Origin of the sequence: Pseudomonas sp. HLG18, assembly GCF_051903985.1 — a bacterium.
Classification (GTDB): domain Bacteria; phylum Pseudomonadota; class Gammaproteobacteria; order Pseudomonadales; family Pseudomonadaceae; genus Aquipseudomonas; species Aquipseudomonas fluorescens_BT.
The window spans coordinates 2,730,102-2,742,528 of the sequence record NZ_CP195831.1 but is presented as its reverse complement, the minus strand read 5'-3'; the positions used below and the strand labels follow the sequence as shown (position 1 = coordinate 2,742,528).

Annotated in this window: 17 protein-coding genes and 1 pseudogene; 8 read left to right on the top strand and 10 right to left on the bottom strand. The window is 60.8% G+C overall.

Annotated elements, in window-relative coordinates; genetic code table 11:
• Nucleotides 1-3: 3 nt before the first annotated feature.
• The 7 genes from ACSPX5_RS12645 to ACSPX5_RS12615 form a co-directional block, all read right to left on the bottom strand.
• Nucleotides 4-1,005, bottom strand: coding sequence for a glycosyl transferase family protein (locus ACSPX5_RS12645; RefSeq protein ID WP_439821825.1), 1,002 nt, complete (start codon nt 1,003-1,005; stop codon nt 4-6).
• A complete protein-coding gene (locus tag ACSPX5_RS12640; RefSeq protein WP_169430929.1) occupies nt 1,002-1,337 on the bottom strand; it encodes a TusE/DsrC/DsvC family sulfur relay protein in 336 nt (111 codons plus the stop codon). Before ACSPX5_RS12640 ends, ACSPX5_RS12645 begins: the two co-directional genes overlap by 4 nt.
• Nucleotides 1,334-1,627 (bottom strand): sulfurtransferase complex subunit TusB, encoded by a 294-nt coding sequence (gene tusB, locus ACSPX5_RS12635; protein ID WP_439821824.1) that lies wholly within the window; start codon nt 1,625-1,627, stop codon nt 1,334-1,336. The genes ACSPX5_RS12640 and tusB overlap by 4 nt, the downstream gene beginning before the upstream one ends.
• On the bottom strand, nt 1,627-1,983 hold the full coding sequence (gene tusC / locus ACSPX5_RS12630; protein ID WP_039767393.1) for a sulfurtransferase complex subunit TusC: 357 nt from the start codon (nt 1,981-1,983) through the stop codon (nt 1,627-1,629). Before tusC ends, tusB begins: the two co-directional genes overlap by 1 nt.
• 1 nt (nt 1,984) lies before the next feature.
• Nucleotides 1,985-2,377: a sulfurtransferase complex subunit TusD gene (tusD, locus tag ACSPX5_RS12625; RefSeq protein ID WP_439822030.1), complete on the bottom strand. Its 393-nt coding sequence runs from the start codon at nt 2,375-2,377 to the stop codon at nt 1,985-1,987.
• Nucleotides 2,378-2,454: 77 nt separating this feature from the next.
• Nucleotides 2,455-3,159, bottom strand: a complete 705-nt coding sequence (locus tag ACSPX5_RS12620; RefSeq protein ID WP_207863928.1) for a YoaK family protein — start codon at nt 3,157-3,159, stop codon at nt 2,455-2,457.
• Nucleotides 3,160-3,184: 25 nt separating this feature from the next.
• Complete coding sequence (locus ACSPX5_RS12615; protein WP_439821823.1) at nt 3,185-3,514, bottom strand: DUF6388 family protein; 330 nt, start codon at nt 3,512-3,514, stop codon at nt 3,185-3,187.
• A 135-nt stretch (nt 3,515-3,649) separates the two neighbouring features.
• Between ACSPX5_RS12615 and ACSPX5_RS12610 the strand changes: the two genes are divergently transcribed.
• On the top strand, nt 3,650-4,000 hold the full coding sequence (locus ACSPX5_RS12610; protein WP_439821822.1) for a hypothetical protein: 351 nt from the start codon (nt 3,650-3,652) through the stop codon (nt 3,998-4,000).
• A gap of 19 nt (nt 4,001-4,019) precedes the next feature.
• Here the strand turns inward: ACSPX5_RS12610 and ACSPX5_RS12605 are convergent, their stop codons facing one another.
• Nucleotides 4,020-4,445 (bottom strand): GNAT family N-acetyltransferase, encoded by a 426-nt coding sequence (locus ACSPX5_RS12605; protein ID WP_207863927.1) that lies wholly within the window; start codon nt 4,443-4,445, stop codon nt 4,020-4,022.
• A 149-nt stretch (nt 4,446-4,594) separates the two neighbouring features.
• On the opposite strand from ACSPX5_RS12605, the gene ACSPX5_RS12600 reads away from it, so the two are divergent.
• The 4 genes and pseudogenes from ACSPX5_RS12600 to ACSPX5_RS12585 all read left to right on the top strand — a co-directional run bounded on the left by ACSPX5_RS12600 (nt 4,595) and on the right by ACSPX5_RS12585 (nt 7,671).
• Nucleotides 4,595-5,032, top strand: coding sequence for a hemerythrin domain-containing protein (locus ACSPX5_RS12600; protein WP_439821821.1), 438 nt, complete (start codon nt 4,595-4,597; stop codon nt 5,030-5,032).
• 223 nt (nt 5,033-5,255) lie between these two features.
• Complete coding sequence (locus ACSPX5_RS12595; protein WP_439821820.1) at nt 5,256-5,891, top strand: lytic polysaccharide monooxygenase auxiliary activity family 9 protein; 636 nt, start codon at nt 5,256-5,258, stop codon at nt 5,889-5,891.
• 39 nt (nt 5,892-5,930) lie between these two features.
• A pseudogene (locus ACSPX5_RS12590) lies at nt 5,931-6,959 on the top strand (chitinase); the annotation flags it as partial.
• Nucleotides 6,960-7,080: 121 nt separating this feature from the next.
• Entirely contained in the window at nt 7,081-7,671 is a 591-nt protein-coding gene (locus ACSPX5_RS12585) for an NUDIX domain-containing protein (protein WP_169430920.1), read from the top strand.
• On the opposite strand, the gene ACSPX5_RS12580 is transcribed toward ACSPX5_RS12585, so the two are convergent.
• Nucleotides 7,668-8,183, bottom strand: a complete 516-nt coding sequence (locus ACSPX5_RS12580) for a methylated-DNA--[protein]-cysteine S-methyltransferase (RefSeq protein WP_439821819.1) — start codon at nt 8,181-8,183, stop codon at nt 7,668-7,670. The two genes, ACSPX5_RS12585 and ACSPX5_RS12580, sit on opposite strands and share 4 nt — an antisense overlap.
• Nucleotides 8,184-8,318: 135 nt before the next feature.
• Between ACSPX5_RS12580 and ggt the strand changes: the two genes are divergently transcribed.
• The 3 genes from ggt (at nt 8,319) to ACSPX5_RS12565 (ending at nt 11,758) form a co-directional block, all read left to right on the top strand.
• Nucleotides 8,319-10,046 (top strand): gamma-glutamyltransferase, encoded by a 1,728-nt coding sequence (gene ggt / locus ACSPX5_RS12575; RefSeq protein WP_169430918.1) that lies wholly within the window; start codon nt 8,319-8,321, stop codon nt 10,044-10,046.
• A 66-nt stretch (nt 10,047-10,112) separates the two neighbouring features.
• A complete protein-coding gene (locus ACSPX5_RS12570; RefSeq protein WP_169430917.1) occupies nt 10,113-10,646 on the top strand; it encodes a cysteine hydrolase family protein in 534 nt (177 codons plus the stop codon).
• 98 nt (nt 10,647-10,744) lie between these two features.
• Entirely contained in the window at nt 10,745-11,758 is a 1,014-nt protein-coding gene (locus ACSPX5_RS12565; RefSeq protein WP_439821818.1) for a lysozyme inhibitor LprI family protein, read from the top strand.
• A 4-nt stretch (nt 11,759-11,762) separates the two neighbouring features.
• On the opposite strand, the gene ACSPX5_RS12560 is transcribed toward ACSPX5_RS12565, so the two are convergent.
• Nucleotides 11,763-12,404 (bottom strand): TetR/AcrR family transcriptional regulator, encoded by a 642-nt coding sequence (locus ACSPX5_RS12560; protein WP_439821817.1) that lies wholly within the window; start codon nt 12,402-12,404, stop codon nt 11,763-11,765.
• Between the last annotated feature and the right edge of the window lie 23 nt (nt 12,405-12,427).

Here is a 12,427-nt window from a genome sequence, read left to right as displayed (position 1 = left end):
CGGCTATATCGATCTGTTCCGTGCGGCCCAGTATTTCTCGGCGGTTTCGAAAGCCTGTTCACGGCTCTGACCGAGGCCGCGCAGCGCCAACGCCATGGTCGAAATCAGCGCCATCTGCGGATAACTGTCGACCACATCGCCGCGCCAGACGGCTTTCAGATGCTCGATATCCAGCGAAGCCGGTTTGACGTGACGCTGCGCTGACAGCTGCGGCCATTCCTCATCCCAGCTTTCTCCACCCGTAGTGCCGTACAAGTGGCTGTCGGCATCCGGGTTGATCTCGATTTCGCCGCCGTCGCCCTTGATCACGATTGCCGTATCGCCGAGCAGACCGCTCGCATCGCGGTGCACCGCTTGGTAGCCAGGGTGGAAAATGCTCTGCAAACCGCAACGCGCGCCCAACGGATTGAGAATCCGCGCCAGCGAATGGATCGGCGAGCGCAGACCGAGGGTGTTGCGCAGGTCGATCATCCGTTGCAGCTGCGGTGCCCAGTCCACCAGTGGCATGAACGCCAGACCGCCGTTGTCCAGCGAGTCGCCCACCTGTTGCCAGTTGCGGCACAGCGGGATGTTCAGCTCGCCGAGCAATTGTTCGGAATACAAGCGCCCGGCGGTATGTGCGCCGCCGCCGTGCATGAAGATGCGCACACCGTTCTGCGCCAGGCACTTGGCGGCCAGCAGATACCAGGGCAGATGACGCTTCTTGCCTGCGTAAGTCGGCCAGTCCAGATCGACGTTCAGCGCCGGTGCCTGCAAGCGTTCACGCAAGGCCTCGGTGAAGCCGGCCATTTCCTCGGCGCTTTCTTCCTTGTGCCGCAGCAACATCAGGAAGGCGCCGAGCTGGGTTTCTTCGACCGCTTCGTCGAGCACCATGCCCATGGCCTGCCGGGCTTCCTCGCGGGTCAGGTCGCGGGCGCCGCGCTTGCCTTTGCCGAGGATGCGTACGAACTGGGCGAACGGATGTTCGGCGGGCGTTTCGAGGGTCAGCGCTGGATAGTCGGTCATAGGCAATTCGTCGGTTTGGGCAGGCCCGCCAGTTTCGCGGCGAGTTTGGCAGGGGTGCCTTTGAACAGTCGGTTCAGGTGCAGGCTGTTGCCTTTCTCCGCGCCGAGCTTGAGCGCGGTGTACTTGATCAGTGGCCGGGTCGCGGGGGACAGCTGGAATTCGGCGTAGAAGCTGCGCAGCAGTTCGAGGATTTCCCAGTGTTCGGCGCTCAGTTCGATGTCTTCGGCAGCGGCGAGGGCGCTGGCGACTTCAGCCGACCAGTCGTTGAGGTCGACCAGGAAGCCGTCCTTGTCCAGTTCGATGGCGCGGGCGCCGACGGTCAGCGCATTCATAGCCAGCTGTTGACCTTGTCGTGGCGGATCGACAGTGCGACGAAGGCCGGATAATCGATGGCTTCGGCCCAGTCCGGAACCTGCACGGCACGGGCTTGCGCGTCTTCGGCCAGGACAAAGAGTTTCACCCGACGGGTTTCCAGCGCGCTGAACGGCGCGGTGCCGGGTTGCAGCGCATAAGCGGCATCGCCAGACAGCAACAACGCGTCGGCAGCGCCCAGCAGGCGCAGGCAACTGGTCAGGCGTTCGTCGCCGAACGGGGAGTGGGACAGCACATGCAAAGTCGACATCAGAGGGTGATCACCTGGTCGTAACGGTCAATGAGGGCGGTGATTTGCTCGGCGGCCAAAGGCTGCGCCTCGTCCAGCGAGCGATCGCCGAGGCCGCGAACACTGGCGCTGTCGGCGCAGTAGAACAGCTCCTCGACACCGAACATCGGCAACGCTTGCAGGTTGGCGCTCAGGTCTTTCTGTTGCAGGGCCTTGGCGTTTTGCCCGGCGGCCAGTTGCAACACGCCGTCGTCGAGAAACAGCAGGCCGATCGGCAGATCGAAGGCGCCGCCGGCCAGCACGATGTCCAGTGCTTCGCGGGCGCCGGGGCCGGACCACGGCGATTGACGGCTGATAATCAGAAGGGATTTGGCCATGTCACGCGCCTCCGAAACAGATGAGGCGGTCGGCATCCTGCACCGCGTCATGCAACTGGCCGAGGCCGGACAATTCCCACGGCGCGCTGACGGCCACTGCATCACGCTGATAACGCCCGGCTTCCTCGGCATTCAACACGCCACGGCGCAGGGCCGCGGCGATGCACACCACGCCGTCGAGGTTTTGTTCGGCAATGAAGCTGCGCCACTGCCTGGGCAGGTCCAGTTCGTCCTGGGGCGTGACCACAGCGTCGGACGCGTTGTAGACCCCGTCCTGATAGAAAAACAGCCGGACAATCTCATGCCCGCCGGCCAGCGCGGCCTGCGCGAACAGCAGGGCGCGGCGCGAGGAGGGCGCATGGGCGGCGGAAAACAACGCAATGGCGAACTTCATGACGGACTCGATCAGCAAAACTGCGGCCATGATAAAGCTTTCTCGGCAGAGCAGCGAAGTCGATGTTGCCGCAGACTTCAGCGCGGCATGTACCCCAACTGCCAGCGCCGGGGGATTTTCAGCGAGACCAGGCCGATCAACGCCGCCAGCAAACCGCTGGCGTACAGCGCTTTGAGTCCCAGATGATGCTCCAGTACGGCGCCGAGGATGGCACCGATGAACATGCCGCTCCACGGCACCAGTTGCACGCGCCAGCCATTGCGCCGCTCCCCCATTATCCAGCGCCCCAGACCGCGACCGAACCGCGAGAGTGCACCGGTGACATAGGTCAACCCGACCGCCAGACCGTTCACTTCCTCCACCGCCGCATTGAGCATGCCCATGGCGACGATCGCCGCCAGCAGTGCCGGCAGTTGAACATCGGACGGCCAGGCGGCAGCTCCGCAGAGCAGCGTTGCGATGCACAGCAGCAACGGCAGCGCGCGGCGCCCGCCGAGGCGACCGATCACCACGCCGAGAGCGTTGCCGAAGACGAACGTGGCGACCAGAATCACCAGTCGCACCGTCAGACTCACATCGCCATCACTGATCGCCACCGCCAGTCGCGTAGTGTTGCCGCTCATGAAGGAAACGAAGTCACCACTGGCCATGAAACCGATGGCATCGGTCATCCCGGCCAGCACCGAGAGCGCGGCCACCATTGCCAGCCCTACGCGACCGCGCCATTTCTGTGTATGCAGGTGGCCGGGGCTGGCGCGGTGAGTCGAGGCGGTTGGCAGCATTGGCGTGGATGTCCTTGCGTAGAGGTCAGGGTTCTATGCCATAAAGGTCGCAATATTCCAACCAGTCCATCCCGGCCATCTCCGCCACTTCGCGGTGCACTTCCAGGCGTTGCGCCTGATACTCCTCGAGTGTGGCTGCGGTCAGTTGCAGCGTCAGTTCCCAGGCAAACAGTCCGTGGCTTTCGGCCTCGGCTTCAAAGGCTTCGTGCAGGCGTTCTTCGCGATATTGTGCCTGTGTTTCGCCCTTGGCCTGGGCCAGCAGCGGGTTGAGATGGTCGAGGGTTTCGCGCAGCTCGGGGCGTGCATCGAGAAACAGTTTCAGAGCCTGTTCATGTCGCTGATCGGTAGGCGCCATAGGGGTTCCTTGTGGGGCTGATGACCTTTAATGTGCCGCAGCTGCCGGCCGGTGTCGCGCTCTAAATGCAGTAAAGCAGAACGATTTTGCGCGTTGCGATGATACAGTCCGCTTTTTTCCGAATGAGCGAATGCAATGCGAATGCTGATGGTGGCACTGGCGGCAACCCTGCTGGCCGGTTGCGCGGGTTCGGTGATGGAAGACGCCCGCACTCAAACCCCTTACAAAGTCCTGAACTCGGACAAGCCCGAGAAAGTCGTGGCCCAGTGCGTGCAGTTCGCCTGGCAGGACGAAGCGGTGTTCGGCGTGGATGCGGCGGCGTATCTGCAACCGGGCAAGAAGGGTGGCTCGACGGTCTACACCCGTTCGGCGGAGTCGTTCGTCGACTTGACCACTGATGCGTCCGGCACGGTGCTGAATTACTTCGCGCAGAAGGACGACTTTGTCGCCAAGCGGCGGTTGGCAGCGCTGGCGACCTGTCTGTAAACCTGGCGATCCGTGGGGCTCAGGCGTCCAGACGTTTCTGGAAGAACATTCGTTTGTGCCCCGGCGGGTAGTCTGCCAGCTCGCCAAACTGGCTATACCCCAGCTTTTTGTAGAACTCAGGCGCCTGGAAATCGAAGGTGTCGAGCCACGCCCCGATGCAACCTTTCTCCCGCGCCAGGTCTTCGGCCATGCGCATCAGTTTGGAGCCGATCCCCTGATGGCGACCTTGCTCCGGCACCGACAACAGATCGACGAACAACCACTGGCAGACCAACCGGCCATAGAGCCCACCCAGAATGGTGTCGTGTTCATCGCGTACCAGCAGCGTGAGCGGCTCCGATACGGCAATTCCGGCCTGAGCGACGTTATAGGCGTGCAGGGGCGCCAGAATGGCCCGGCGTTCTTCTTCCGTGGAGTCTTGCGACAGCTCGATCCGTAAACTCATGTGCGACATCCTTATGGCAGTGAACCGGCAGACTATCGCGCCTCGGTCAATTGATCCATCCCGGCATCGAACAGTTGGAACCGTCGCTCCAGCGTTGGGGTCTAGCCCTTCAAGGCGTTCATTCCGAATGCGTTTGTCGAGGAGAGTCCATGAACATTTTCGAAGCCCTTCGCCAGAGCCACGACCGCCAGCGCAGCTACGCCAGGGCATTGATCGAGACCAGCGGCGACACCCCGGAACGCGTCGAAGCCTACAAGCAACTGAAAGCCGAGTTGCAGGCCCACGAGACAGCCGAAGAGCGCCACTTCTATATCCCCCTGATGGAATTCGACAATGGCGTCGATCTGAGTCGCCACGCCATCGCCGAGCACCATGAAATGGACGAAATGATGGAGGAGCTCGACGAGACCGAAATGTCCAGCCCGGCCTGGCTGGCCACGGCGAAAAAGCTCTCGGACAAGGTTCATCACCACTTGAAGGAAGAGGAGCAGAAGTTCTTTCAGATGGCCGGCAAGCTGCTCGATGACAAGCAGAAAGAACAGCTCGCCGGGCAGTATGAAAAAGAGTTCAAGGCGCAGCTGGCCTGAGCCGGTGAATGCAGGTGTTTGTAATAACGCCGTGTAGTCTTTTTGCCATGCGCAGGGTGAGAAACATCGCAATGTACTGTATTTATATCCAGTATTTTCGGGGTTTTCCGAGCCTGTCCGCGGCAGGCTGTGACAAAACCGCCGATGGACAAAAAATCCCCCTCCGTTAGTTTCAAGGCCTCTCCTCGGACAGGAGAGTTCTTAAATCAACGGAGTGAAAAACATGAACCAACCACAAGCTCAAACCCAACTGCGACACGGTCGCGTCATTTCCCCTGCAAGCCGCGGTGCGGTGGCCATCGAGCAAGGATTGCTCGGCGGCTGGCAGGTCAACGAGATGGAGGGTGGCAAGAACTTCCCGGCACTGGTGGCCGGCCCGTTTCCGGCACCTTTCGAGTCGGATAACCCGAGTGTCGTGCCGCCGGCCGACGGTCACATTCTCAGCGGCGGCAAGGACGACGCCCGTGATTGCGTGAACTTCACCGACGAGGAAATGAGCAAGAAACTCGGTCGTCCATTCACCTGGCCACTGCTCAATGTCACCCCTGGCCAGACCCTCGACGTGAAATGGGAATACACCGCACCCCACACCACCCGTGGTTATCGCTGGCTGATCACCAAGGATGGCTGGGACCCGAAACAACGCATCACCCGTGCACAACTGGAAGCAAAACCGTTCGCCGAGGACTTCTATCCGCAAGTGCCGTACTACAGCCATTCGGCGGAGCTGAAGGCCAAGGTCAATCATGCGGTAACACTCCCGGCCAACAAGCACGGGCGTCACGTCATTGTTCTGATGTGGATCGTCGCCAACACCGGCAACGCCTTCTATCAGGCCTTCGATGTGGACTTCAAATAAGTCTGCAACCTCCAGCCACACGTTCTGAAGGATTAGAACATGTCAAACATCGACTTCACCTTAATGCAAAACCAGGCGAGCGACGCTGCCTCGCTGATGCCGAGCATCGCCGGCAAGAAGATCCTCATGGGCTTCTGGCACAACTGGCCCGCCGGCCCGAGTGATGGCTATCAGCGTGGTCAGTTCGCCAACATCGCCCTGACGGACGTCCCCAAGGACTACAACGTGGTCGCCGTGGCGTTCATGAAGGGCAGCGGGATTCCGACCTTCAAGCCGTACAACGTCTCCGACGCCGAGTTCCGCCGCCAGGTCGGGGTGCTCAACAGCCAGGGTCGGGCGGTGCTGATTTCCCTCGGCGGCGCAGACGCGCACATCGAGTTGCGTGCCGGCCAGGAGCAACCGCTGGCCAATGAAATCATCCGTCTGGTGGAAACCTACGGCTTCGACGGTCTGGACATCGATCTTGAACAGAGCGCGATTGATTTCGCTGCCAACAAGACTGTCCTGCCGGCCGCCCTGAAACTGGTCAAGGATCACTACGCAGGCCAGGGCAAGCATTTCATCATCAGCATGGCGCCGGAGTTTCCGTACCTGACCACCTCCGGCAAATATGTCGGTTACCTGCAGGCGCTGGAAGGCTATTACGATTTCATCGCGCCGCAGTTCTATAACCAGGGAGGCGATGGCGTCTGGGTACCGGAGGCCAACAACGGTAACGGGGCGTGGATCGCGCAAAACAACGACGCGATGAAGGAGGACTTTCTCTATTACCTGACGGAAAGTCTGGTGACCGGCACGCGCGGGTTCACGAAAATCCCTGCGGACAAGTTTGTCATTGGCCTGCCAGCCAACAACGATGCGGCGGCCACCGGTTACGTGATTGACAAAAACGCGGTCGGCAACGCGATGAAACGTCTGGCCGTCAAAGGGCACCCGATCAAGGGCCTGATGACCTGGTCGGTGAACTGGGACAACGGCACCAGCAAGGATCGGGTGCCATACAACTGGCAGTTCAGTCGACGTTACGGGCCGCTGATCAATGGCGTGGCGGCTGTCGCGCAGGAGCCCGATGTCGCAATGGCCGACATGGCCCGTCAGCAGTAAACGAATGAAAAAGCCCGGTAGCGCTGCCGGGCTTTTTTTCGCCTAACATGGGGGCTTTTCCGATGACAGAAAAGGATCGATCGTCATGCCCGACACCGCCGAACGGATCAACATCGTCGACACTCAGGTGTTGTCCCACGACTGGTACCTGCTGAAGAAAATCACGTTCGATTACCTTCGTAACAACGGTGAATGGCAACGCCAGACTCGCGAGGTTTACGACCGTGGCAATGGTGCAGCGATTCTGTTGTTCAACCGCGAAAAACGTACCGTGGTGCTGACCCGCCAGTTCCGTCTGCCGGTGTTCGTCAACGGTCATGACGGCTTGCTGATCGAGGTCGCTGCAGGATTGCTGGAAGGCGCGGCGCCGGAGCAGCGAATCCGTGACGAGGCTGAGGAAGAAACCGGTTACCGCGTACATGACGTGAGGAAGGTCTTCGAGGCTTACATGAGTCCGGGGTCTGTGACCGAGAAATTGCACTTCTTCGTGGCCGAGTACGATGCAGCGTCGAAGGTCAGCAGTGGCGGCGGGCTGGAAGAGGAAACCGAAGAGCTGGAGGTGCTGGAGTGGCTTTTCGATGACGCGCTCAAGGCGTTTGCGCGCGGCGAAATCTGCGATGCCAAGACCATCATGCTGTTGCAGTACGCGGCGATGAATAATTTCTTTGATGCTTAAAACAGCTCGCCGGTTTTGCCGATGTCTGATTCCGGACCGCTCTCCAGCGTCAACAATCGTTCCTTGGCCTCCAGGCCTCCGGCAAATCCGGTCAACTGGCCCGACGCGCCGATGACCCGGTGGCAGGGCGCGATGATCGAAATCGGATTGCGCCCGTTCGCCGCGCCGACGGCGCGCACTGCGTTCGGGTGGCCGATCTGCTGCGCAATCTGGCTGTAGGTGCGGGTCTCGCCGAATGGAATGGTCAGCAATGCGGCCCAGACCTTTTTCTGGAACTCGGTGCCGGCAAAGTCCAGCGCCACATCGAACGCATCGCGCGTGCCGGCAAAATATTCTTCCAGTTGTCGTGCGGTTTTCATCAACACCGGATTGTCCGGCGCTTCGCTCATCGGTCCAAGGCGCACCCGGTTCGGTTTGTCGTTTTCCCAGAGGATGGCGGCCAGTCGTGAACCGTTCGCGACCAGCTTCAACTCGCCGACGGGCGAGGGCAGGGTGATGAACGTGTAGGCCATAAGGAAAACTCCGGGGCGGGTCGGCAACAGCGCCCAGCATACTGCCGGATCGGGGAGGCGCAAACCGCAATCGCGACCATACTGGCTGTTGCTTTTGAAGCGTTTTCCTACCTTATAAAAAGAAGAGACCGACTCATGAAGTACGAACCTTTTGCCAAATCGCTGATTGCGACCTCATTGGCGCTCAGTTGCCTCATGGCCCACGCCGCCTCCGTGGCACCGGTGGCCGCCGAAAACGGCATGGTGGTCACCGCCCAGCATCTGGCGACTCACGTGGGTGTCGATGTACTGAAAAGTGGCGGCAACGCGGTGGATGCGGCAGTCGCGGTGGGCTACGCGCTGGCGGTGGTTTACCCGGCAGCGGGTAACCTCGGCGGTGGTGGTTTCATGACCATCCAGCTGGCGGACGGACGCAAGACCTTCCTCGACTTCCGGGAGAAAGCCCCATTGGCTGCGACGGCCGACATGTACCTCGACAAGCAGGGCAATGTCATTCCTGATCTGAGCACCCGTGGTCACCTCGCGGTGGGCGTTCCGGGCACCGTGTCCGGCATGGAGCTGGCGCTGAGCAAGTACGGCACCAAACCGCGCAAGGACATGATCGCCCCGGCGATCAAACTGGCGGAAGAAGGTTTCGAACTGGAGCAGGGTGACGTCGATCTGCTGGACTACGCCACTGACGTGTTCAAGAAGGACATGAAAGACTCCGGCGCGATATTCCTCAGTAATGGCGAACCGATGCAGGTCGGGCAGAAACTGGTGCAGAAGGACCTGGGCAAAACCCTGCGCACCATTTCCGAGAAAGGCGCCGATGGCTTCTACAAAGGCTGGGTGGCCGACGCCATCGTCACCTCCAGCCAGGCCAACAAGGGCATCATCACCCAGGCCGACCTGGACAAATACAAGACCCGCGAGCTGGCTCCGGTGGAGTGCGACTATCGCGGCTACCACGTCGTGTCGGCGCCACCACCGAGTTCCGGCGGGGTGGTGATCTGCCAGATCATGAACATTCTCGAAGGCTATCCCATGAAGGACCTGGGCTTCCATTCGGCCCAGGGCATGCACTACCAGATCGAAGCGATGCGCCACGCCTACGTGGATCGCAATAGCTATCTGGGTGACCCGGATTTCGTGAAAAACCCGATCGAGCACCTGCTGGACAAGAACTACGCCACCCAATTGCGCAACGCGATCCAGCCGCAGAAGGCCGGCGTTTCCGCTGAGCTGAAACCTGGCGTTGCGCCTCACGAAGGCAGCAACACCACGCACTATTCGATCGTCGACAAATGGGGCAACGCGGTGTCCGTCACCTACACCCTCAACGACTGGTTCGGCGCGGGCGTGATGGCGAGCAAGACCGGGGTGATCCTCAACGATGAAATGGACGACTTCACCTCGAAAGTCGGCGTGCCGAACATGTACGGCCTGGTGCAGGGCGAAGCCAACGCTATCGCGCCCGGCAAGGCGCCTCTGTCGTCGATGAGCCCGACCATCGTGACCAAGGACGGCAAAGTGGTGATGGTGGTCGGTACGCCGGGCGGCAGTCGCATCATCACGGCAACCTTGCTGACCATGCTCAATGTCATCGACTACGGCATGGGCCTGCAGGAAGCGGTCGATGCGCCGCGTTTCCACCAGCAGTGGATGCCGGAACAGACCAACCTCGAAGACTTCGCCGCGAGTCCCGACACGAAGAAGATTCTCGAGAGCTGGGGCCACAAGTTTGCGGGCCCGCAGGACGCCAACCACATCGCCGCGATTCTGGTCGGTGCACCGTCGCTGGGGGGTAAACCGGTCGGCAAGAACCGCTTCTACGGCGCCAACGATCCACGGCGCAACACCGGGTTGTCATTGGGTTACTGAGCAGAGTAAAAAGGGGGCGGGCACACGTCCGCCCCTGTCTCAAGGACCGATCAAGGAAGGCTCACCATGACCACCGCATTGCTGATCATCGATGTCCAGCGCGCACTGTGCACAGGCGAATACGAGTGTCACGACATCAAACGGGTGATCGACACCATCAACGGCCTCAGCGCCCGGGCGCGCAAGGCTGGCGTTACAGTCGTACTGATTCAGCATAATGAAAAGGACAGTCCGCTCGCCCACGGCGCCGAGGGCTGGCAACTGGCTGACGGCCTGGCCACCGCGCCCGGCGACCTGCGCGTCGACAAGACCGCCAACGACTCGTTCTACCAGACCAACCTGCTGAAACTGATCCCCCGGGAAGACTTCGATCGCCTGGTGATCTGCGGTCTGCAGACCGATTACTGCGTCAACGCCACCGTGCGCCAGGCCCATCAACTGGGCTACGACGTGGAGCTGGCGGCCGACGCGCATTCCACCGTCGACAACGGCAACATGAGCGCCGAAGACATCATCGCCGAACACAACAAGGACTGGGCGCACCTGACCGGCTCCGTGGCGCGGATCGATGTGAAGCCCGCGGCGGAAATCGCGTTCTGACTCTCTCTTGCAGAAGATCCCGGTAAACGGTGAAAAATCCAGAGCATCGATAGCCCGGCCCCGGCATACTGCCGCCGCCTCAGGAATGGAATCTGTCGATGCTCGCTTTCAATCTCCGTCACGCCTTGCTGCTGACGTCTCTCGTTTTTGCTGCCAATACACACGCTGCCAGTTTCGACTGCGCTGGCGCTTCCAGCCCGGTTGAGAAGGCCATTTGTGGCGACCCGCATCTCTCGGGGCTCGATGACAAGTTGGCTGCAGTCTGGCGTTCGACGCTGGCGAAAGTTGCCGATCCCAAAGCCCTCAAGGCTGATCAACGGATCTGGCTGAAAAGCCGCAATGGCTGCGACCAGCAGCTGGCCTGTCTGCGCCGCAATTATCTGATGCGAATTGCCGAGCTCGAACACGCCGCCAAAGCTTTTGACTGGAACACCACGTGGCAGCTCATCCCTGATGGCCCCTCGACAGCCGCCGAAATCAATACCCGGCAGCGCGATGCCGGGCATATCGCTTTCGATATTTCGGCGGCAGAGGGTGGCAACTCGGGCGATCTGGAGGGCGTGGCTGTGCTGAAGGGTAACCGGGCCGATTACGCTGAAGGAGAATGTGCGCTGAGCTTTACGGCGATCAACGGGATTCTGAATGTTGTTCAGGACGGTTCCGACGCCGACTGCGGTGGGGGAATGGGGGTTTTCTATGCCGGTCGCTATGTGGCTTCCGATCAACCCTTAAAGGTCGAATACGATTTGCTCAGCCTTGGTCTGGCTCGTTCGTCTCAGGACAACGCGACGCTGCACACGCTGCTCAACGCTGACTATCAAGTGCTGGTGGAAACATCCGGTTCAATGATGATCGGCGACCCCGGCACCGATGTGCCGGACGGTCAGGTTGTGGAAATGTGGATGCGTGGAATAGGGGGGACGGCGATTTTCATGAGCGCCCCTGACAGTCGGTTTTGGGTGATGCTGATGGCCTACGACGGCAAGGGAAATTCCCGCATCCGTTACTACTCCAACGTGCCGGAATGGAAAGCCCGATTACCCAACGTCATGCAGGCCTGGTACAAGCAACGGTCAGGTGAATCAGTGATGCCGCTGGATTTCATGCCCTGAAGCTTCAGGTCGCAAACAGCACGCCACGGATTTCCCCCGTTCGTGGCGCCACCACGCCCTCCAGCACCAATCGCGTAATCGTCTCCGCCGCCAGCGCATAGTCCTCATCCTGCGGCACTTCCCGACCGGTGATGCGCCCCATTTGCCAGCCGATATTGGTGTAGGTGCGCGTCGCCGACCAGATGAACAGCATCAAATGCTCGGGATCCACCGGGGCCAGCAAGCCGCGCTCGATCCAGCTGCGCAGGCACTCGACGTTGCGCCGGGCTTCAGCGTGCAGCAAGTCGCGGCATTCGTCCGGCAACTGGCGACCGCCCAGCAGCAGTTCACCACTGAACACCTTGGCAATCGCCGGATGTTCGCGGGCGATGCGGATGCGCGCCGCGACGTAGGCGCGCAGACCGATCAGCGGGTCGTCGCTTTCGCGCAGCACCGCCGAGGCTTCGAGCAGCGGTTCGACAAAACCGAGCAACACTTTGCCGTAGAGGTTTTCCTTGCTCTGGAAGTAGTAATAGAGATTGGCCTTGGGCACACCGGCCCGGGCGGCAATGTCGCGGGTCTGGGTCGCGTCGAAGCCGTTGGCGGCAAACTCTTCGCTGGCGGCGGCCAGGATCAGTTGCTGGTTGCGTTCGCGGATGCTGCTCATGGAAGGCGTTGAACGTCTGGCGA